18 protein-coding genes are annotated in these 20390 nt (G+C 70.0%); 3 read left to right on the top strand and 15 right to left on the bottom strand.

The genetic code is table 11. The features are described from left to right. Nucleotides 1-138 precede the first annotated feature (138 nt). From clpC1 to lysS, 3 genes are all read right to left on the bottom strand, one after another. The gene (clpC1, locus tag JDV09_RS04000; protein ID WP_221367809.1) at nt 139-2682 is read right to left on the bottom strand and encodes an ATP-dependent protease ATP-binding subunit ClpC; all 2544 of its coding nucleotides are present in this window, start codon (nt 2680-2682) and stop codon (nt 139-141) included. 273 nt (nt 2683-2955) lie between these two features. Next, on the bottom strand, nt 2956-3291 hold the full coding sequence (gene lsr2, locus JDV09_RS03995; RefSeq protein WP_221367808.1) for a histone-like nucleoid-structuring protein Lsr2: 336 nt from the start codon (nt 3289-3291) through the stop codon (nt 2956-2958). A gap of 116 nt (nt 3292-3407) precedes the next feature. Further along, nucleotides 3408-4937, bottom strand: coding sequence for a lysine--tRNA ligase (lysS, locus tag JDV09_RS03990; protein ID WP_221367807.1), 1530 nt, complete (start codon nt 4935-4937; stop codon nt 3408-3410). Nucleotides 4938-4960: 23 nt separating this feature from the next. Between lysS and JDV09_RS03985 the strand changes: the two genes are divergently transcribed. Continuing rightward, on the top strand, nt 4961-6217 hold the full coding sequence (locus JDV09_RS03985; protein ID WP_221367806.1) for an alanine racemase: 1257 nt from the start codon (nt 4961-4963) through the stop codon (nt 6215-6217). A gap of 4 nt (nt 6218-6221) precedes the next feature. Here the strand turns inward: JDV09_RS03985 and JDV09_RS03980 are convergent, their stop codons facing one another. From JDV09_RS03980 to ftsH, 10 genes are all read right to left on the bottom strand, one after another. Beyond that, a complete protein-coding gene (locus JDV09_RS03980; RefSeq protein WP_221367805.1) occupies nt 6222-7037 on the bottom strand; it encodes a type III pantothenate kinase in 816 nt (271 codons plus the stop codon). Between the two features lie 82 nt (nt 7038-7119). Continuing rightward, nucleotides 7120-8064, bottom strand: a complete 945-nt coding sequence (panC, locus tag JDV09_RS03975; protein ID WP_221367804.1) for a pantoate--beta-alanine ligase — start codon at nt 8062-8064, stop codon at nt 7120-7122. After that, entirely contained in the window at nt 8061-9008 is a 948-nt protein-coding gene (locus JDV09_RS03970; protein ID WP_221367803.1) for a Rossmann-like and DUF2520 domain-containing protein, read from the bottom strand. Before JDV09_RS03970 ends, panC begins: the two co-directional genes overlap by 4 nt. 78 nt (nt 9009-9086) lie before the next feature. After that, on the bottom strand, nt 9087-10253 hold the full coding sequence (locus tag JDV09_RS03965; protein WP_221367802.1) for a DUF6779 domain-containing protein: 1167 nt from the start codon (nt 10251-10253) through the stop codon (nt 9087-9089). A 77-nt stretch (nt 10254-10330) separates the two neighbouring features. Beyond that, nucleotides 10331-10807 carry a DUF3180 domain-containing protein gene (locus tag JDV09_RS03960; protein WP_221367801.1) on the bottom strand — a complete coding sequence of 159 codons (477 nt, stop codon included), beginning with the start codon at nt 10805-10807 and terminating at the stop codon, nt 10331-10333. Further along, nucleotides 10807-11334: a 2-amino-4-hydroxy-6-hydroxymethyldihydropteridine diphosphokinase gene (gene folK, locus JDV09_RS03955; protein ID WP_221367800.1), complete on the bottom strand. Its 528-nt coding sequence runs from the start codon at nt 11332-11334 to the stop codon at nt 10807-10809. The genes JDV09_RS03960 and folK overlap by 1 nt, the downstream gene beginning before the upstream one ends. Then, nucleotides 11331-11714: a dihydroneopterin aldolase gene (gene folB, locus JDV09_RS03950; RefSeq protein ID WP_221367799.1), complete on the bottom strand. Its 384-nt coding sequence runs from the start codon at nt 11712-11714 to the stop codon at nt 11331-11333. Before folB ends, folK begins: the two co-directional genes overlap by 4 nt. Continuing rightward, nucleotides 11707-12522 carry a dihydropteroate synthase gene (gene folP / locus JDV09_RS03945; protein ID WP_221367885.1) on the bottom strand — a complete coding sequence of 272 codons (816 nt, stop codon included), beginning with the start codon at nt 12520-12522 and terminating at the stop codon, nt 11707-11709. The genes folB and folP overlap by 8 nt, the downstream gene beginning before the upstream one ends. A 44-nt stretch (nt 12523-12566) precedes the next feature. Next, nucleotides 12567-13175, bottom strand: coding sequence for a GTP cyclohydrolase I FolE (gene folE, locus JDV09_RS03940; protein ID WP_221367798.1), 609 nt, complete (start codon nt 13173-13175; stop codon nt 12567-12569). 29 nt (nt 13176-13204) lie between these two features. After that, the gene (gene ftsH / locus JDV09_RS03935; protein ID WP_221367797.1) at nt 13205-15538 is read right to left on the bottom strand and encodes an ATP-dependent zinc metalloprotease FtsH; all 2334 of its coding nucleotides are present in this window, start codon (nt 15536-15538) and stop codon (nt 13205-13207) included. A 239-nt stretch (nt 15539-15777) separates the two neighbouring features. On the opposite strand from ftsH, the gene JDV09_RS03930 reads away from it, so the two are divergent. Together JDV09_RS03930 and JDV09_RS03925 are read left to right on the top strand one after the other, a co-directional pair. Continuing rightward, nucleotides 15778-16731, top strand: a complete 954-nt coding sequence (locus JDV09_RS03930) for an alpha/beta fold hydrolase (RefSeq protein ID WP_221367796.1) — start codon at nt 15778-15780, stop codon at nt 16729-16731. Nucleotides 16732-16745: 14 nt separating this feature from the next. Further along, the gene (locus JDV09_RS03925) at nt 16746-17477 is read left to right on the top strand and encodes an SIMPL domain-containing protein (RefSeq protein WP_221367795.1); all 732 of its coding nucleotides are present in this window, start codon (nt 16746-16748) and stop codon (nt 17475-17477) included. Here JDV09_RS03925 and JDV09_RS03920 read toward each other — a convergent pair. Together JDV09_RS03920 and hpt are read right to left on the bottom strand one after the other, a co-directional pair. Beyond that, complete coding sequence (locus JDV09_RS03920; protein WP_221367794.1) at nt 17474-19723, bottom strand: molybdopterin-dependent oxidoreductase; 2250 nt, start codon at nt 19721-19723, stop codon at nt 17474-17476. The two genes, JDV09_RS03925 and JDV09_RS03920, sit on opposite strands and share 4 nt — an antisense overlap. 64 nt (nt 19724-19787) lie before the next feature. Beyond that, nucleotides 19788-20381 (bottom strand): hypoxanthine phosphoribosyltransferase, encoded by a 594-nt coding sequence (gene hpt, locus JDV09_RS03915; RefSeq protein WP_221367793.1) that lies wholly within the window; start codon nt 20379-20381, stop codon nt 19788-19790. Nucleotides 20382-20390: the final 9 nt, after the last annotated feature.

The following is a 20390-nucleotide window of genomic DNA, read 5'->3' as shown; positions in this document are numbered from 1 at the left end:
CAGTGCATGAGCAAAGCCGAGTGGGACGACTGGCCGACATGTGCACCTCCATCTGGGCGGCGCGGCGGCGGATTGAGCCCGCGCACGCAAACAGGCGGCCACCCTTGGGGTGACCGCCTGTTCTGCGTCTTCTCGTCGTTACTCGGCTGCGCCCGAGGTGCCGGCCGCGCCGGCCTGAGCCAGGTCCGGCTCGGCGTCCGCGACAGGCTTGCGGCTACCGGCGAACGTGAACACCGCGTCCTCGCCGGCACCCTCGCCGTCCCAGTTGTCCACGTCGACGGTGACCAGCTGGCCGGGCCCGACCTCCTCGAAGAGGATCTTCTCCGAGAGCGCGTCCTCGATCTCGCGCTGGATGGTCCGGCGCAGCGGCCGGGCCCCCAACACCGGGTCGAAACCGCGCTTGGCCAGCAGCGCCTTGGCGTTGTCGGTCAGCTCGATGGCCATGTCCTTGCCCTTGAGCTGGTTGGCGACCCGACCGATCATCAGGTCCACCATCCGGATGATCTCGTCCTGAGTCAGCTGGTGGAAGACGATGATGTCGTCGATGCGGTTGAGGAACTCCGGACGGAAGTGCTTCTTGAGTTCGTCGTTGACCTTCTGCTTCATCCGCTCGTAATTGTTCTCGCCACCACCCTGGGTGAAGCCCAGACCGACCGCCTTGGAGATGTCGGACGTGCCGAGGTTCGACGTGAAGATCAGCACCGTGTTCTTGAAGTCGACGGTGCGACCCTGACCGTCGGTCAGGCGGCCGTCCTCGAGCACCTGCAACAGGCTGTTGTAGATCTCCTGATGCGCCTTCTCGATCTCGTCGAACAGCACCACCGAGAAGGGCTTGCGGCGCACCTTCTCGGTGAGCTGACCGCCCTCTTCGTAGCCCACATACCCCGGCGGCGCACCGAACAGGCGTGACGCGGTGAACCGGTCGTGGAACTCGCCCATGTCGATCTGGATCAGCGCGTCGTCGTCGCCGAACAGGAAGTTGGCCAGCGCCTTGGACAGCTCGGTCTTACCCACACCGGACGGCCCGGCGAAGATGAACGAACCCGACGGCCGCTTGGGATCCTTCAGGCCGGCACGGGTGCGCCGGATGGCCTTGGAGACCGCCTTGACGGCGTCCTCCTGGCCGATGATCCGCTTGTGCAGCTCATCCTCCATGCGCAGCAGCCGGGTGGTCTCCTCTTCGGTGAGCTTGAACACCGGGATGCCGGTCCAGTTGCCGAGCACCTCGGCGATCTGCTCGTCGTCGACCTCGGCGACCACGTCGAGATCACCGGAGCGCCACTGCTTTTCTCGCTCGGCACGCTGCGCGACGAGTTGCTTCTCGCGGTCGCGCAGGCTGGCCGCCTTCTCGAAGTCCTGCGCGTCGATCGCGGACTCCTTCTCCCGGCGGGCGTCGGCGATCTTCTCGTCGAACTCGCGCAGGTCCGGCGGTGCGGTCATCCGGCGGATCCGCATCCGGGCGCCGGCCTCGTCGATCAGGTCGATCGCCTTGTCCGGCAGGTAGCGGTCGTTGATGTAGCGGTCGGCCAGCGTGGCCGCGGCCACCAACGCCGAATCGGTGATCGACACGCGGTGGTGCGCCTCGTAGCGGTCCCGCAGCCCCTTGAGGATCTCGATGGTGTGCTCCACCGTCGGCTCCCCGACCTGCACCGGCTGGAACCGGCGCTCCAGGGCGGCGTCCTTCTCGATGTACTTGCGGTACTCGTCGAGCGTGGTTGCGCCGATCGTCTGCAGTTCACCGCGGGCCAGCTTGGGCTTGAGGATGCTGGCGGCGTCGATCGCGCCCTCGGCGGCACCCGCACCGACCAGCGTGTGCAGCTCGTCGATGAACAGGATGATGTCGCCGCGGGTGTTGATCTCCTTGAGCACCTTCTTGAGGCGCTCCTCGAAGTCACCGCGGTAGCGGCTGCCGGCCACCAGCGAGCCCAGGTCGAGGGTGTAGAGCTGCTTGTCCTTCAGCGTCTCGGGCACCTCGCCGTGCACGATGGCCTGGGCGAGTCCCTCGACCACGGCGGTCTTGCCGACGCCGGGCTCGCCGATCAGCACCGGGTTGTTCTTGGTGCGCCGGGACAGCACCTGCATGACCCGCTCGATCTCCTTCTCCCGGCCGATGACCGGGTCGAGCTTGCCCTCCATCGCGGCGGCGGTCAGGTTGCGGCCGAACTGGTCGAGCACCAATGACGTAGAAGGATTGCCGGTTTCCCCTCCCCGGCCACCGGTGCCCGCCTCCGCGGTCTCCTTGCCCTGGTAGCCGCTCAGCAGCTGGATCACCTGCTGGCGCACCCGGGTGAGCTCGGCGCCGAGCTTGACCAGCACCTGGGCCGCAACGCCCTCGCCCTCACGGATGAGGCCGAGCAGGATGTGCTCGGTGCCGATGTAGTTGTGGCCCAGCTGCAGGGCCTCGCGCAGGCTCAGCTCGAGAACCTTCTTGGCGCGCGGGGTGAACGGGATGTGGCCGGACGGCGCCTGCTGGCCCTGGCCGATGATCTCCTCGACCTGGCTGCGCACCCCCTCCAGGGAGATGCCCAGCGACTCGAGCGACTTGGCCGCTACGCCCTCGCCCTCGTGGATAAGTCCCAGCAGGATGTGCTCGGTGCCGATGTAGTTGTGGTTGAGCATCCGGGCTTCTTCTTGAGCCAGGACGACGACCCGACGTGCTCGGTCGGTGAATCTTTCGAACATCCGTGGTTACCTGCTCTCCATCGCATGAATAGGTGCCTGCGCCACCCGAACGTCCAGCAACGCTATACACCTGCCGTCCACTGTAATGGGCGGCGGCCCCGGGTGCCCCGCCTGGCAGCCCCTGCAGGGCGACAACAGGCGCGACGGCTGACAACCACCCGGCGCTGCTAGCTGCAACGCGACAGCAAGAAGGATCGTTTCCCAGGTGCCCACACGATCAGTTCGCCGCTAGCGAACCGGGCCCCCGTGGTCCCGGACGTCGGCCGGTAGCTCTCAGGTCGCCGCGTGGAATGCGTCGATGACATCGGCGGGGATGCGCCCGCGGGTGGACACGTTGTGACCGTTTCGCCGAGCCCAGTCCCGGATCGCCGCACTCTGCTCCCGGTCGATCGCGGCGCGGCCGGTTCCGGCCGAACGGCCCCGACGGCGGCCACCGACCCGGCGGCCGGCCTCCAGCCACGGCTTGAGCTCATTGCGAAGCTTCGCTGCATTCTTGGTGGAGAGATCGATCTCATAACTCACACCATCGAGACCGAATTCCACGGTCTCGTCGGCGGAACCCTCACCGTCGAAATCGTCGACCAACGTGACGGTTACTTTCTTCGCCATTAAACCTGCGCCCTTCTACTGCCTGCCGCTTCTGCACGAATAGATTCGATCCCGCGAACAGGAACTAATGTGCCATAAAGTGGCAATTCATTCAACAACACACGAATCGTGGCGCATCAGTTGCCGTGACGGCGAACAATCGGGAACAATACCGTCTCCCTAATCGAGAGCCCGGTCAACGCCATCAACAGGCGGTCGATTCCCATTCCGGTACCCGTTGTCGGCGGCATCGCATACTCGAGCGAGGCGAGGAAGTCCTCGTCGAGAGCCATCGCCTCGTCGTCGCCGGCGGCCGCCGCCCGCGCCTGCTCCTCGAACCGTTCGCGCTGGATGATCGGGTCGATCAGCTCTGAGTATCCGGTCGCCAGCTCGATGTGGCGCACGTAGAGATCCCATTTCTCGGTGACCCCCGCAATGCTGCGGTGCGGTCTGGTCAACGGTGTCGTCTCCACCGGGAAGTCGCGCACGAATGTCGGCGCCCACAACGTGTCGCCGACGGTGTATTCCCAGAGTTCCTCGACCAATTTTCCGTGTCCATAACCGCGGTCCCGCGGAATCTCGAGGCCCAAACTGTCCGCGATCTGCCAAAGCCGTTCCGCCGTTGTCTGCGGGGTGATCTCTTCGCCGAGCGCGGTCGACAACGATGGATACATTTCTATCGCATCCCATTCGCCGTCGAGATCGTAGACACTGCCATCCGGCAATGGGACCTGTCGCGTGCCGATCGCCTCGTCGGCGACCTCCTGAATTACCTCGCGGGTGGTGACCGCGGAATCGTCGTAGGTGCCATACGCCTGATAGGTCTCGAGCATTGCGAATTCGGGCGAATGGGTGGAATCCGCGCCTTCGTTGCGGAAAACCCGATTCAACTCGAACACGCGCTCGAAACCGCCCACCACACACCGCTTGAGGAACAACTCGGGCGCGATCCGCAGGAACAGGTCGGCGTCCAGCGCGTTCGAGTGCGTGGCGAACGGCCGCGCGGCGGCGCCGCCCGCCAGCGTCTGCAAAATCGGTGTCTCCACCTCGAGGAACCCGCGCCGCTCCAACGCCGAGCGCACCGCACGCACGACCGCGATCCGCTGGCGGGCGATGGTGCGTGCTTCCGGGCGCACGATCAGGTCCACATAGCGCTGCCGGACCCTGGCCTCCTCGCTCATCTCCTTGTGCGCGACCGGCAGCGGACGCAGCGCCTTCGACGCCATCTGCCAGGAGTCGGCCAGCACCGAGAGTTCGCCGCGGCGGGAACTGATCACCTCACCGTGCACGAACACGATGTCGCCCAGGTCGACGTCGGCCTTCCACGCGTCGAGCGCCTCACGTCCCACCCGGTCGAGGCTGATCATGGCCTGCAGCTGGGCACCGTCACCCTCCTGCAGCGTCGCGAAGCACAGCTTGCCGGAGTTGCGGGCGAAGATCACCCGGCCGGCGACCCCGACCTGCAGCCCCGTCGCGGTGTCCGCGGGCAGATCCGGATACCCCTCGCGCAGTTCGGCCAGGCTGTGGGTGCGGGCCACCTCGACCGGATAAGGCTCGCGTCCCTCGGCGAGTAGCCGCTCACGCTTGCCCTGACGGATCCGGAACTGCTCGGGAACGTCGTCGTGGGTGGCTGCGCCGGGATCGGTGGGCGAATCTGGGGAGGTCACGACCTGCCAGCTTAAATGAACGGATGAGTGTGCCCACCAACGCGCCGATCGACCATGCGGCGGTCCGCGCGCTGGCCGAGCGCCCGGTGGACTGGACCGCCAAGGGGATCCCGCCCCAGTGGTGGGGCCACACCCAGGCGCAGATCGTGGCCGAGGCACCCGACCTGTTCGCCGCCGGGCCGACCGGTCCGGTCTGCGTGCTGCGCGCCGACGCCGTCGCACACAACCTCGAGACGATGGCCGCCTGGTGCCGCGCGCACGGGGTGGAACTCGCACCACACGGCAAGACCCACATGTCGCCGCAGCTGGCCGCCCGCCAGCTCGACGCGGGCGCCTGCGCGATCACGGTGGCCACCGTGTCCCAGGCCGCGGTGTACCGGGCGTTCGGGGTCCGGCGGTTGATCCTGGCCAACGAACTGGTGGACGCACCCGGGCTGCGCTGGCTGGCCGGCGAGTTGGACCGTGACCCCGGCCTGGGGTTCGTGTGCTGGGTCGACTCGGTGGCCGGCGTCGAGCTGATGACCTCCGCGCTGCCGGCCGGAGCGCGCCCGGTGGACGTCTGTGTCGAACTCGGCCAGCCCGGTGGCCGGACCGGGTGCCGCACCGCGCCCGAGGCCGACGCCGTCGCCCGCGCCGCCGCGGCGTCACCGCGGCTGCGGCTGGTGGGGGTCGCAGGATACGAGGCCGCGCTGGGACATGAGCTGACCGCCGACGGACTGGCCGTGGTCGTCACCCACCTGCGCGAGCTGCGGGCGACGGTGACCCGGCTCGCCGCGTTGTTCGAGACCGATACGGTGCTGCTCAGCGCGGGGGGATCGACCTACTTCGACACCGTCGCCGACGAGCTGACCGGCTGGCCGGGCGGGCTGGCGGTCCGGACGATCCTGCGCAGCGGGTGCTACCTGACCCACGATCACGGTCTGTACGCGCGAACGTCGCCGCTGACCCGGGACGGGCGGGCCGGGCTGCGCCCCGCGCTGCAGGTTCACGCCCGGGTGGTGTCACGACCCGAACCGGACCTGGCGGTGTTGGCCATGGGCCGCCGTGACGTGGCCTTCGACCAGGGCCTGCCGGTCCCGTTGTCGCTCGCGGCCAGCACCGTGACCAGGCTCAACGATCAACACGCCTACCTGCGGCTGGCTCCGGGCGAACACGTCGGCGTCGGCGCCTGGCTCGGGTTCGGTATCTCGCACCCCTGCACGGTTTTCGACAAGTGGCGGCTGATCCCGGAGCTCGACCCGGACGACCGCGTGGTGGACCTGATCCGCACGTTCTTCTGATGCCCTAGCGCGCCGGCCTGAGCTTGCCGCGCTGGCCGTCGCGGTTGCGTTCGAACACCAGCCGCAGACCGTCGAGCGTCAGGTGCCGGTCGTAATGCTCGACCGTGCGCAGGTCGGCCAGCACCAACGGCGCCCCGTGCCCGGTGGCCACGACGGCGACGTCGTCACCGCCGAAGCCCTCCACGTCTTCGCGCACCCGGCGCACCAATCCGTCCACCAGACCGGCGAATCCGAACACCGCACCGGCCTGCATACACTCGACGGTGTTCTTGCCGATCACCGAACGCGGCCGGGTCAACTCAACCCGCCGCAGCGCCGCCGAGCGGGCCGCGGCCGCATCGGAGGACACCTGCACACCCGGCGCGATGGCACCGCCGAGGAACTCCCCCCTCGCCGAGACCACGTCGACGCAGATCGACGAACCGAAGTCGACCACGATCGCCGCCGAACCGTACTTCTGATATGCCGCAAGACAATTGACGATCCGGTCGGCGCCCACCTCTTTGGGGTTGTCGACCAACAGCGGGATACCGGTGCGCACACCGGGCTCGATGAGCACGTGCGGCACCGACGGCCAGTACTGCTCGAGCATCAGCCGTACCTCGTGCAGCACCGACGGCACGGTCGACAGCCCGGTCGCGCCGGTGAGCCGCTCCGCGTCGTCACCGATCAGTCCGTCGATCGTCAGCGCGAGTTCGTCGGCGGTCACCTCCGCCTCGGTGCGGATCCGCCAGTGCGAAACCACCTTGGCGTGGGCGCCCGTGCCGGAGATCAGCCCGACGACCGTATGGGTGTTGCGGACGTCTATCGCAAGCAGCACTCAGATCACCGAACCGACATCGTGCAGGTCGGCCTGCGTGACGCGCCACGGTGAGTCTTCGACTTCGTCATCGTTCGTAACATCAATTCCTCCAGGGCAGTTCGTGACTCTTGCCGGAAGCGGCACGCGGATGACCGTCGATCCCGGAGCTGGCCCCGATGTCGATCGCGATGTTGTCGAGCAGCCGGGTCCGCCCGAGCCTGGCGGCGACCAGCATCCGGCCCGCACCCTCGGCCGGCGCCGGTCCCAGCACCGGATCGCGGACCTCGAGGTAGTCGACCTCCAGCGCGGGCACCTCGTCGAGCACGGCCCGGGCGGCATCCAGCGCGGCGGGCACCCCGTTCGAGGCCGCATACATCCCGGCCAGCAGCGCCGCCGACAGCGCGCCCGCCTGGTCCCGCTGCTCGGCGTCCAGGTAGCGGTTGCGCGACGACATCGCCAGACCGTCGGGCTCCCGCACGATGGGCACCCCCATCACCTCGACGGCCAGATCGAGGTCGGCGACCATCTGCCTGACCAGAACCAGTTGCTGGTAGTCCTTCTCGCCGAAGAATGCCCGATCCGGGTGCACGACATTGAACAACTTGAGCACCACGGTCAGCATCCCGGCGAAATGTGTTGGCCGCGAGCCGCCTTCGAGTTCAGCGCCGAGGGGTCCGGGGATCACGGTGGTCCGGGGCCCCTCGGGGTACATGTCATCGCCGGTCGGGGTGTAGGCGACCTCGACCCCTTCGGCCCGCAGCGCGGCCAGATCGTCGTCAAGGGTGCGCGGGTAGGCGTCGAGGTCCTCGCCCGCGCCGAACTGCAGCGGATTGACGAAGATCGACACGACCACCACGGCGCCCGGCACCCGCCGGGCCGCCCGGACCAGGCTCAGGTGTCCGTCGTGCAGGGCACCCATCGTCGGCACCAGCATGATCCGGCGCCCGGTGGAGCGCAACGCGCGGGTCACATCGGACACGTCGCGCGGTCGCTGGTAGACGTTGAGCTGCCCGGCCACGAACTTCGGCGGAGTTCGAGTGGTCATGATCGTCCCGCTTCCGACAGCACCTCGAAGACCTCCTCGGGGGCGTGTGCACGCTGTGCCGTGCGCCACGAATTCGTTCGGTACGCCGCCGCCAGATCGGGATTCACCTCTGCCAGGGCCTGCAGATGGCCGGCGACGGCGGCAGCGTCGCCGCGGGCGACCGGACCGGTGAGGGCCGCCTGCCCGCGCTGCAACGCGTTCTCCAGCGAGGCGCGGGCCAACGGACCGATGATCCGCTCGGCGAGCCCAGCCGGGGTGTCGTCGACGGTCTGCTGGCCGAGCAGTTCCTGTCCCCACAGCGCCGCTCTGAGCGCCTCGACCGCGTCGAGCAGCACGGTCACGACATGGTTGGACGAGTGCGCCAGGGCCGCGTGGTACAGCGTGCGGGCGTCTTCGCGGACACGGAACGGCTCGCCGCCGATCTCCAGCACCAGCGACTGGGCGATCGCATAGCCGATCTCGTCGCCGGCGGTGATGCCGAAGCAGGTGCCGCGCAACCGGTCGACGTCCTCGTCGGTACCCGCGAACGTCATCGCCGGATGTATCGCCAGGGTGATGCACCCCTGTGCCGCCAGCGGCGCCAGCACGCCGACCCCGCTGGCGCCCGAGGTGTGCACCACGATGGTGTCGGCCCGCACCGCACCGGTCGCGGCCAGCCCTGCCACCAGGCCGGGCAGTTCGGTGTCCGGCACCGCCAGCAGCAGGAGTTCGGCACGGCCGGCGACCTCGTCGACGGGAAGCACCGGGGTGTCGGGCAGCCACCGTCCGGCCCGCTGCCGCGAGGCGTTGGACACCGCGTTGCAGCCGACGACGACATGCTCGGCTCGCTCCAGCGCCACACCCAGTGCGGTGCCGACGCGACCGGCGGAGATGACGCCGACCGTGAGCCGGGCCGGCCGGAGTCCGTCGTGGGGCGCACCCCCGGCGGCGGGAGGCTGCACCATCGCAGACGACCTCGCAGATTCTCAGGCATTCGTTCCGGTCCCGCGGCGCGGGTACCGGACGGTCGACACGAGCCTAACTCAATCCTCCCGGCGCCTGCGCCGACCGCCGCCGGACGGGCTGACCTGCAGGCGTGCCAACAGGTCGGCGACCGACTGGCCACCGGTGTGGGCACCGTCGGATGCCTGTTCGCCCTCCGGTTCCTCGGGCATAGGCGGCGGGGGCGGCTCGACGGGCACGTCCCCCGCGGTGGAGTGACGGCCCTGCGGTGCCTCCGGTGCACGCCTGCGGCCGACGTACTCACCGGGTGTGCCGTCGCCGGGCCGGGCCTCGCCCGCGACCCAGTTGCTGCCCGGCTCCCCCGCCGGGATCCACTGTCCCTCGGCCGGCGCCGGCCGCCAGTGCTGCGCGGCGGGTGCGGCCCCCTCCGGCGGCCGGGCCTGCGGAGGCAGCCACGGGAGATGCGGCTCCGGCGGAACCGCCCGTGGCGGTGGCGGCGCCCACTGCCCCTGGGCGGCGGCCTCGGCACGATGCCTGCTGTGCGGTTCTTCGGCAGGCACGCGGTGCCCACCGTAGGGTTCGCCGTACGCGGGCACCGGTTCGCTCTCCGGGGGGTGCGGTTCGGCGGGGACGTCGATGATCGGGCTCTCCTGGGTGTCCGAGTCGTCGTGGGCACCCACGCCGGCCAGAACCTCCTCGGCGTCCTCGGTGTCGATCCGGCTGCTGCTGACCCGTCCCGCGGTGTCCGGGCGCGGTGTCCACGGACCGATCTCCCTGGCGGCGTTGCGCTCGGTCCCGATCGCGTGCCGGTGCGACAGGTCGGCGTCGAACAGGAACTCCAGGTTGGCCCGCAACGCGGCCAGCTCGGCACGGAGCGCGGCCACCTCGTCGGACTGCTGCGCGCGCAACTCTGCGGCGAGCTCGCGACGCAGCTGGGTTTCGACTGACAGCTCGTACTCGCGCCGCGCGGAGATCTCCCGGTCGAGTTGCAGGTCGTAGACCAGCTTGAGGTCGCGCACCTTGGCCTGGTCGCTGTCGCTCTGCCTGCGGAACACGACCGACACGAACGCGGCCACCACCGCCGCCCACAACGCGAGAATGACTGCGAGCTTGAGCAACTCGACGCGATTGGTGAACACCAGGGCCGAACTCGCGCCGATCGCGAGCACCAGCAACACCGTCATCAGGATCCAACCGGGCCGGCGGGTGCTGCGCCGAATGCGCGCTCCGCGGCTCGGATCGGTCATGGGCCGACTGTACCCGCCACAGGTCACCTCGCGTGTCGACCGGTGCGGCGATTCGGCGTGCGTCGTCGGCGGATCCGTCAGCCGGGCGCTGGATCGGCGTTGTCCTGAGGATCGTCGGGAGACCTGCAGCAATGCTGCAGCCACAGAGCCGCGACGACCAGACCCAACGCACACAACGCGGCCACCACCGCACCCGCGGTGTCCTGCTCGGCGACCCGCAGCGTGCTCCGGCGGGGCAGCAGGTAGGCCACCACCGCCACCCACCAGCCGAACACCACGCTGCCCATCCACGCCGCCGCCTTGGCGATCACGACCGACCGCGCCACCGCCAGCGGGTGCAGCCGGTCGGTGCCCACCCCGATCTCACCGTGGCCGATCTTGGCCCGGACATAGCAGCCCCACCCGGCCAGCGCCGCGGCGACGCCGAGCAGCGACAACCCGGTCCACACCGTGATCGGCGGGAACCACCGGTACAGGACGCGCACCGACAGATAGCCGGCGACACCGGCCACCAGTGCGCCGACCGCGAGGTCGCGCCAGCGGGTCGGCCCCATCAGCCGGCGGTCCCGATCCGCAGTGCGAGTCCGGTCGCCCGCACACCGGCGCGTTCGGCCGGGTCGAGCGCATCCACCAGGTCGGAAACCCGGATCGTCGCGCCGTCCACGGTGAGCGTCGCATCCGCATCCGTGGCCACCCACGGGACCAGTACGAACGCCCGCACGTGCGCGTAGGGGTGCGGCAGCGTGAGTTCGGGGTCGGTCATCGTGACCTCACCGTCGGCGCCGTGACAGCTCACCACGTCGACGTCCAGCGTGCGGGGACCCCACCGCTGCGCACGCACCCGCGCTGCGGCGTCCTCGAGTTCGTGTGCGCGCCGCAACCAGTCATGCGCGTCGCGCGCCGGATCGCCGGCGAGCACCACCGCGTTGAGGAACGGACCCTGCTCGACACCGCCCCACGCGTCGGTCTCGTACACCGGGGACACGGCCGCGACCGCTCCGTCGAGCCCGTCGACCACCGACTGCAGATGGCCCAGCCGGTCGCCGACGTTGGATCCGATGGACAGCACCACCGTGCTCACAGGCCCGCGCCCCGTCCCCCGCGCCGCGACCGGCGGGCGACCACCGCGACATCGGCGAAGTCCAGCGGTATCGGAGCCGCCGGTTTGTGCACCACGACTTCGACGGCGTGGATCCGCTCGTCGGTCATCACGTCCTCGGCGATCTCGCCGGCCACCGTCTCGATGAGCTGCCGCGGCGGCCCGGCGACGATGCCGGCCGCACGCTGCGCGAGCGACCCGTAGTCCACGGTGTCGGCGAGGTCGTCGCTGACGGCCGCCGCACCGAGGTCGATCCACACGGTGATGTCGACGACGAAGTCCTGGCCGTCGCGGCGCTCGTGCTCGAACACCCCGTGGTGGCCGCGAACCCTCAACCCGCGCAACTCGATCCGGTCAGCCATCGCACCCCTCCCCGGCCCGCCGCCACGCCGCGACCACCGCGAGCGCGTCCACCGATGCCCGCACGTCGTGCACCCGCACCCCCCACACGTCGTGCCAACCGGCCAGCGCCGAGATCACCGCGGTGGCGGTCTCGCGACCGCCCGGCGGGCGCGGCGCGCCGTCCGGACCGGCCAGCAGAGCGCCCAGGAACCGCTTCCGGGAGGCTCCCACCAGCACCGGGATGCCCGTCGCGACGAACCGGGGCAGCGCGGCCAACAGCGCCCAGTTGTGCTGCGCCGTCTTGGCGAATCCGAGACCGGGGTCGATGATCAGCCGGTCCGGGTCCACCCCGGCATGCACCGCGGCGTCCACCCCGGCCAGTAGTTCGTCCCGCACCTCGGCGACGACGTCACCGTAGGCGGGCACCTCGTGCGGACGGTCGGCGCCGACCGAGCGCCAGTGCATCAGCACCCACGGCACCCCCGCATCGGCCACCACCCGCGCCATGTCGGGGTCGGCCCGCCCGCCCGAGACATCGTTGACGATCCGCGCGCCGTTCTCCAGCGCGGCACCTGCCACCACGGCGTGCATCGTGTCGATGCTCACCGTGATTCCTTGCTGGGCAAGCTCTTTGACCACCGGAAGCACCCGATCGGTTTCAACGGCCGAGTCCACCCTGACGGCGCCGGGGCGGGTGGACTCGCCGCCCACGTCGATGATCGCTGCACCCTGGGCGGCCAGCTCGAGACCGTGCGCGACGGCCCGGTCACGGTCGAGGAACAGCCCACCGTCGGAGAACGAGTCGTCGGTGACGTTGACGATGCCCATCACCTGCACGGCGGCGCGCTCGGACGTGGACGGGGTGGCCGCGCTCACTTGCGCAGGATCAGTTCCAGAGCCTCGGCGCGCGACGCCTTGTCCGTCTTGAACTGCCCGCGCACCGCGGAGGTGGTGGTCACGGCACCGGGCTTGCGGATGCCGCGCATGGCCATGCACAGGTGCTCGGCCTCGACCACCACGATGACTCCGCGCGGGGCGAGTTTGCGCATCAGCGCGTCGGCGATCTGGGCGGTGAGCCGTTCCTGCACCTGCGGGCGCTTGGCGTACAGGTCGACCACCCGGGCCAGCTTCGACAGGCCGGTGACCCGGCCGTCCAGACCCGGGATGTAGCCCACGTGCGCCACCCCGTGGAACGACACCAGGTGGTGCTCGCAGGTGGAGTACATCGGGATGTCCTTGACCAGGATCAGTTCGTCGTGCTGCTCGTCGAACGTGGTGTTCAGCACGTCGTCGGGATCGGTGTGCAGACCGGCGAAGATCTCCTGGTAGGCGCGGGCCACCCGGGCGGGGGTGTCCACCAGGCCCGGCCGGTCGGGGTCCTCACCGACCGCGATGAGCAACTCGCGCACCGCCGCCTCGGCACGGGCCTGGTCGAAACCCGGTGCGGCGAGCGTGGCCGAGTGGTTGTGCGAGCGCGTCATCGAAGTCTCCGTTCAGTGGTCGGCAGGCGCTACGAGCGGCTCGGCGGGTTTGTGCTGCCGTTCCCGCCGCCGGAATCGGCACTCGAATCCTCGACGGGGCCGGGTGCGGGTTGTCCCTGCTGCGGGTACGGCTGATGCGGCGGGTAGTAACCGTGCGGGGCCGGCGGGGCGGCCTGCTGCCAGCCCGACGGCGGTGGCGGCGGGTACCAGTAGCCCTGGGGCTGCGGCGCCCCGTCCGGCTGCGGCGCGCCCGGCCGCGGCGGCCACCCGGGCGCGTGCCAGCCCGCGGGCGCGCCGTAGTCGGGCTGGGTCGGACCGTTGGGCGCGGAACCGTTCGGGCCCGCCCCGTTGCCGCCGTTCTTGTGCGCGGCTTCCGCGGCCGCCTGTGAGGCCTGGGCGATCGCGGTCTTGAACGCGGGCTCGGGCATCGGCTTGGGCCACGGCTCGCCACGTTCGATGGCCAGCTCGCCGGGGGTCTTGATCGGCGGCTTGTCCGACGGCACCCGGCCACCGAAGTCGTCGAACATCGTCAACCGCGGGCGTTTCTTGACGTCCGCGAAGATGGCTTGCAGCTCGACGCGGTGCAGCGTCTCCTTCTCCAGCAGCTCACCGGCCAGTGTGTCGAGCACGTCGCGGTACTCGGTGAGGATCTCCCACGCCTCGGTGTGGGCCGCCTCGATGAGCTTGCGGACCTCGTCGTCGATGTCCCGGGCGACCTCGTGACCGAAGTCCGCCTGGGTGCCCATGGTGCGGCCCAGGAACGGGTCACCGTGCTCCGTGCCGTAGCGCACCGCGCCCAGCTTGCTGCTCATGCCGTATTCGGTGACCATCGCGCGGGCGATCTTGGTGGCCTGCTCGATGTCGGACACGGCGCCGGTGGTGGGCTCGCGGAACACCAGCTCCTCGGCGGCCCGGCCGCCCATTGCGAACACCAGCCGCGCGATCATCTCCGACCGGGTCATCAGTCCCTTGTCGTCCTCGGGCACCGACATGGCGTGGCCGCCGGTGCGGCCGCGGGCCAGGATCGTCACCTTGTAGATCGGCTCGATGTCGGGCATCGCCCAGGCGGCCAGCGTGTGGCCACCCTCGTGGTAAGCGGTGATCTTCTTCTCGAGCTCGCTGATGATGCGGCTCTTGCGGCGCGGACCGCCGACGACCCGGTCGACGGCCTCCTCGAGTGCGGCACCGGTGATGACGGTGCCGTTCTCGCGGGCGGTCAGCAGGGCCGCCTCGTTGATGACGTTGGCCAGGTCGGCACCGGACATCCCCACGGTGCGCTTGGCCAGGCCGTCCAGGTCGGCGCCCTCGGCGAGCGGTTTGCCCTGCGAATGCACCTTCAGCACCGCGCGGCGGCCGGCCAGGTCCGGGGACGACACCGGGATCTGGCGGTCGAAGCGCCCGGGACGCAACAGCGCGGGATCGAGGATGTCGGGCCGGTTGGTGGCGGCGATCAGGATCACGCCCTGGCGGTCGCCGAAGCCGTCCATCTCGACCAGCAGCTGGTTGAGCGTCTGTTCGCGCTCGTCGTGCCCGCCGCCGAGGCCGGCGCCGCGCTGACGGCCTACGGCGTCGATCTCGTCGACGAAGATGATGCACGGGCTGTTCTGCTTGGCCTGCTCGAACAGGTCGCGCACGCGGGATGCGCCGACGCCGACGAACATCTCGACGAAGTCCGAGCCGGAGATGGTGAAGAACGGCACCCCCGCCTCACCCGCGACCGCACGCGCCAGCAGCGTCTTTCCGGTGCCGGGTGGACCGTAGAGCAGCACACCGCGCGGGATCTTGGCACCGAGCGCCTGGTACCGGCTGGGGTTCTGCAGGAAGTCCTTGATCTCGTAGAGCTCCTCGACCGCCTCGTCGACGCCGGCGACGTCGGCGAACGTGGTCTTGGGCATGTCCTTGGACAGCTGCTTGGCCCGGGACTTGCCGAAACCGAAGCCCATCCGGCCGCCGGTCTGCATCCGCGAGAACATCACGAACAGGCCGACGAGCAGCAGCAGCGGCAGCATGTAGATCAGCAGCGTGCCGAACATGCTGCTCTGGTTGACCACGGTGTTGACTTTCGCGTTCTTGGCGCTCAACTGCTCGAACAGCGTGACCCCGTACCCGGTGGGGTACTTGGTGATGATCTTGTTGCTGTCCTCGGTGTCGCTGTTGCCGTTTTTCAGCTCGAGCCGCAGCTGCTGCTCCCGGTCGTCGATCTGCGCACCGGTGACGTTGTCGGTGTTGATCTGTGCCATCGCGACCGACGTGTCGACGGTCTTGTAACCGCGGGTGTCGTCGCTGAAGTAGAAGAACGACCATCCGAGCAACAGCACCACGGCGATCACCGTGAGGGTGCGGATCACATTCTTGCGATTCATGCGTGAGTCCGGTTCATCGATTCCTAGGGCCCACGAGCGGTCCCGCGGGCCAAATCCTTCCAATACGCGCAGTTGGAAACCTCAAGGCTACCGCTAGACCAACGTTTGGCAGTTCCGGGCGGTCCCGGAGGGAACCAGAGGGCACGGCCCGACGGTCCCGGGCTTCTCCGCGAGAGTGCATTCGCGGTCGTGACCAGGCTGCGGACAACCCCGGGTGCACGTTCGGCGAGACTGGACCCATGCGATCGCGGATGGTGCAGACGAACGGGGTCACGCTGCGCGTGACCGAGGCCGGCGAGCCCGGGGCGCCGCCGGCGGTGCTTCTCCACGGCTTTCCGGAGCTGGCGTTCTCGTGGCGCCATCAGATCCGCGCGCTGGCCGACGCGGGCTACCACGTGCTGGCGCCCGATCAGCGCGGCTACGGCGGCTCGGACCGACCGGCCGCCGTCGACGCCTACAACGTGGTCGAGCTGGTCGCCGACGTGGTGGGGCTGCTCGATGACGTCGGCGCGCGGCGGGCGGCGGTGGTCGGCCACGACTTCGGTGCGGTGGTGGCGTGGGCGGCGCCGCTGCTGCACCCGGAGCGATTCTCGGCGGTGGCCGGCCTGAGCCTGCCACCGGTGCCACGGCCGCGGGTGCCGACCACCCAGGCGTTCGGCAGGATGTTCGGCGACCACTTCTTCTACATCCTGTACTTCCAGGAACCCGGCCCCGCCGACGCCGAGCTGGCCGCCGATCCCGCGACCACGCTGCGGAAGCTGTTCGCCGAACCGCCCGACGATGCCGCGGCGGCACGGCGGATGCTCGCACCGGGACCCGAGGGATTGCTCGCCCGTATCCCCGAACCCGGCGGTCTGCCCGACTGGATCAGCACCGAGGACTTCGGCGTCTATGTCGACGAGTTCACCCGCAACGGGTTCACCGCACCGCTGAACTGGTACCGCTGCTTCGACCGGAACTGGGAGCTGATGGCGGCGCCCCCCGCCGCGACCATCGCGGTACCCGCGCTGTTCGTGGGCGGCACGGCGGACGCGACGCTGGCCTACACCCAGCGACACCGCGCCCGAGAGGTCGTCACCGGCGACTACCGCGAGGTGATGATCGACGGCGCCGGGCATTGGCTGACCGAGGAGTGCCCGGACCGGGTGACACGCCTGCTGCTGGACTTCCTTTCGGAGTCCGGCGCGAAATGACTAGTGTGCCGACCATGTCCATCACCGCGGTAGCGACGAAGCTGATGTGTCTGGCCGCAGCGGCGACCGCGGCCGTCACCGTCACGGCGTGCGACTCGCAGGCCGGCCCCGCAGCGGCGCCCGCCACGGCCACCGACGTCGGCAGGCAGGTCACGGTGGTGGGCTCGGGTCAGGTGCAGGGCACCCCGGACACGCTGACCGTCAACGCGTCGATGGAGTTCGTCGGCCCCGACGCCACCGCGGCGATGAATCAGACCAACGAGCGTCAGCAGGCGGTGATCGACGGGCTGGTGGGCCTGGGCATCGACCGCGGCGACCTGACCACCACCGAGGCCGACCTGCAGCCGCAGTACGGCTCCGACAGCGCCACGATCACCTCCTACCGCGCCACCAACTCGATCAACGTGAAGGTCCGCGATCTCGACACGGCCTCGGACGCGATCGGCCTGATCGTCTCCACCGGCGGCAACGCGGCCCGGATCAACTCGATCAGCTATTCGATCGAGGACGACTCCCAGCTGGTGCGCGACGCCAGGGCCCGGGCGTTCAAGGACGCCGAGGACCGCGCCGACCAGTACGCCGAACTGTCCGGTCTCAACCTCGGCAAGGTCGTCTCGATCACCGAATCCGGTGCCGCGCTGCCCCCGCCGATGCCCGCGCCGCGGGCCATGGAGGCCGCGGTCCCGCTGGAGCCCGGCCGGCAAACGGTCGGCTTCTCGGTGACCGTGGTCTGGGAGTTGACCTAACCGCGGCCCGCCGCCGCGGGCACGTCGACCGACCCGACGGATACCGGGATGCCGTTGAGCACCGCGGTTCCCGACAGCGGGTCGAGCACCGACCCGTCGTTGAGCTGGTTGACGTTCACGCCGGGCCGGCCGGCGGCCAGCCGCTGCCCGGTCCCGGTCCGGTCGTGCCCCCAACCGTGCGGCAGCGACAGCACCCCGCGCCGGATGTCCGCGGTGATCTCGACCGGCACCACCAACTCGCCGCCGGGCCCCTTCACGATCGCGGTGTCGGACACCCCCAGCTCCGCGGCATCGTCCGGATGCATCTGCAGCGTGCAGCGGTTGGTACCGCCGGCCAGCGCGGGCAGGTTGTGCATCCAGCTGTTGTTGGAGCGCAGGTGGCGCCTGCCGATCAGGACGAAACCGTCGGCACGACGGCCCAGTGCGTCGCGCAGCCGGGCGGCGTCGGCGACCAGCTCGGGTGGCGCGAGCTCGATCCGGCCCGACGGGGTTCGCAGCAGATCCGGCAGCCGCGGCTGCAGCGGACCCAGGTCGATCCCGTGCGGTGCGGCCTTCAGCCGGGCCAGCGTCAGGCCGTCGGGACGGCTGCCGAACGCGTCGCCGTAGGCGCCCAGCCGCAACATCATGTCGAGCCGGCGCTCGTAGCCCGGGCCGTCGGGCAGCATCGCGGTCAGCTCGTCGACGGCGCGCCCGGCCACCGGCGACCCGGCGTCGGCGGTCTCCTTGGCCAGCGTCATCGCGATGACCTGCTCGTCGACCAGGGCCGGGTCGGCATCGTGGCCGAGCCCGAAGATCACCAACGCGATCCGGGACAGGATCTCCGCTTCCCCCGGTCGCCCGTCCAGCGGCAGCACCGGCGGCGAGTAGCGCGCGTTGTTGCGGACCGCGAGATTGTTGAGCGCGAAGTCGAAGTGCGGGCTGCGTGACGGCGGGGGCGGCGGCAGGATCACGTCGGCGTGCCGGGTGGTCTCGTTCAGGTAGGGGTCGACGGATAGCATGAAGCCGACGCCGGCCAGCGCGCGATCGAGCCGCTGCCCGTCCGGCGCGGAGAGCACCGGGTTGCCCGCGAGGGTGATCATCGCCCTGATCTGGCCCTCGCCGGGTGTCTCGATCTCCTCGGCCAGCACCGCAGCGGGCAGCTCGGAGAGCGCTTCCGGGCGACCGGAGACCCGGCTTTGCCACCGCCCGGTCGTGAAGCCGCGGCCGGGCCGGTGCCCGCGCGGCGCGGGGGCCACCGCGGACAGCGGGAACATCGCCCCGCCGGGCCGGTCCAGGTTGCCGGTCAGCACGTTGACGACGTCGACCAGCCAGCTGCCCAGCGTGCCGAACTCGACCGTCGAGGTGCCCATCCGGCCGTAGACGGCGGCCGTCGGGGCGGCCGCCAGCTCCCGGGCCAGGGTGCGGATCTCCCCGGCCGCGACACCGCAATGCTCCGCGACCGACTCCGGCGGGAAGTCACGGGCCAGGGCTTCGACTTCGCCGAGGCCCGCGGTGTGCTCGGCGAGTGCGCCCAGGTCGACCAGGCCCTCGTCGAACAGCACGTGCACCACGGCGAACAGCAGCGCCGCGTCGGTGCCGGGCCGCGGTGCGATGTGCCGGTCGGCCAGCGCGGCCGTACGGGTGTGGGCCGGGTCGATGACCACCAGTCGGCCCCCGCGTTTACGCAGCGCCCGCAGCTTCCCGCCGAAGTCGGCGGCGGTGGCCAGGCTGCCGTTGGACACCAGCGGGTTGGCGCCGACGATCACCAGGTAGTCGGTGCGGTCCAGATCGGGCACGGTGAACGCGACGGGGCTGCCGAACATCAGGCCCAGCGCCACGTGCTTGGGCATCTGGTCCAGCGTGCTGGCCGAGAACAGCTGCCGGGTGCCCAGGCCGCGGATGATCAGCGGCGGATACAGCGCGCCGGCGACCGTGTGGGCGTTGGGGTTGCCGAGGTAGATGCCCACCGAGGCGCCACCGTGGTCGGCCAGCACCGCGCCCAGCCCGTCGGCGACCGCCGCGAATGCCTCGTCCCAGGTCGCCTCGGTGAGCACGCCGTCACGGCGCACCAGCGGCGCACTCAAGCGGTCGGGGTCGTTGTCGAGTTCGGCGAAGCTGGCGCCTTTCGGGCAGATGAAGCCCTTGCTGAACACGTCGTCGGCATCCCCGCGCGCGCCGGTGACGCGGCCGTCCTCGACGGTCAGCGTCAGGCCGCAGGTGGCCTCACAGAACGGGCAGATCCGCAGGGCGTGCGACACAGAGGGCATGTCGGCATTGTGCTCGCCACGGTGGCGGCGCGTCGACCCCTTGAACGGCCGGGCTCGGCGCGGTCTAGCGGCTTTCGTACACCTTGGGATCCAGCGTGCCGATGTAGGGCAGGTCGCGGTAGCGCTCGGCGTAGTCGAGGCCGTACCCGACGACGAACTCGTTGGGGATGTCGAAACCGATGTAGGCGATGTCGACGTCGGCGCGCACCGCCTCGGGTTTGCGCAGCAGCGTGCAGACCCGCAGCGAGCGCGGATGCCGGGTGTTCAGGTTGCGCAGCAGCCAGGACAGCGTCAGCCCGGAGTCGACGATGTCCTCGACGATCAGCACGTCGCGGTCGTGGATGTCGCGGTCGAGGTCCTTGAGGATGCGCACCACCCCCGAGGAGGAGGTCGACGAACCGTAGGAGCTGACCGCCATGAACTCGAGCTGGGTGGGCAGCGGGATGGCCCTGGCCAGGTCGGTGACGAACATGACCGCGCCCTTGAGCACGGTGATCAGCAACAGATCCTGCCCGTCGGCCCCGGCCAGCGCGTCGCGGTAGTCGACGGCGATCTGCGATCCGAGTTCGGCGGTCTTGGACCGGATCTGTTCTTCCGACAGCAACACCGACTTGATGTCCCCCGGATACAACTCGGCGGTATGCGCAGGCACGAGCACAGCCTAGCG

This window comes from Mycolicibacterium xanthum (genome assembly GCF_019710635.1).
In the GTDB taxonomy this organism is placed as follows: Bacteria; Actinomycetota; Actinomycetes; order Mycobacteriales; family Mycobacteriaceae; genus Mycobacterium; species Mycobacterium xanthum.
The sequence above is the reverse complement of the archived record's forward strand: the minus strand, read 5'-3'. Positions and strand labels throughout refer to the sequence as shown.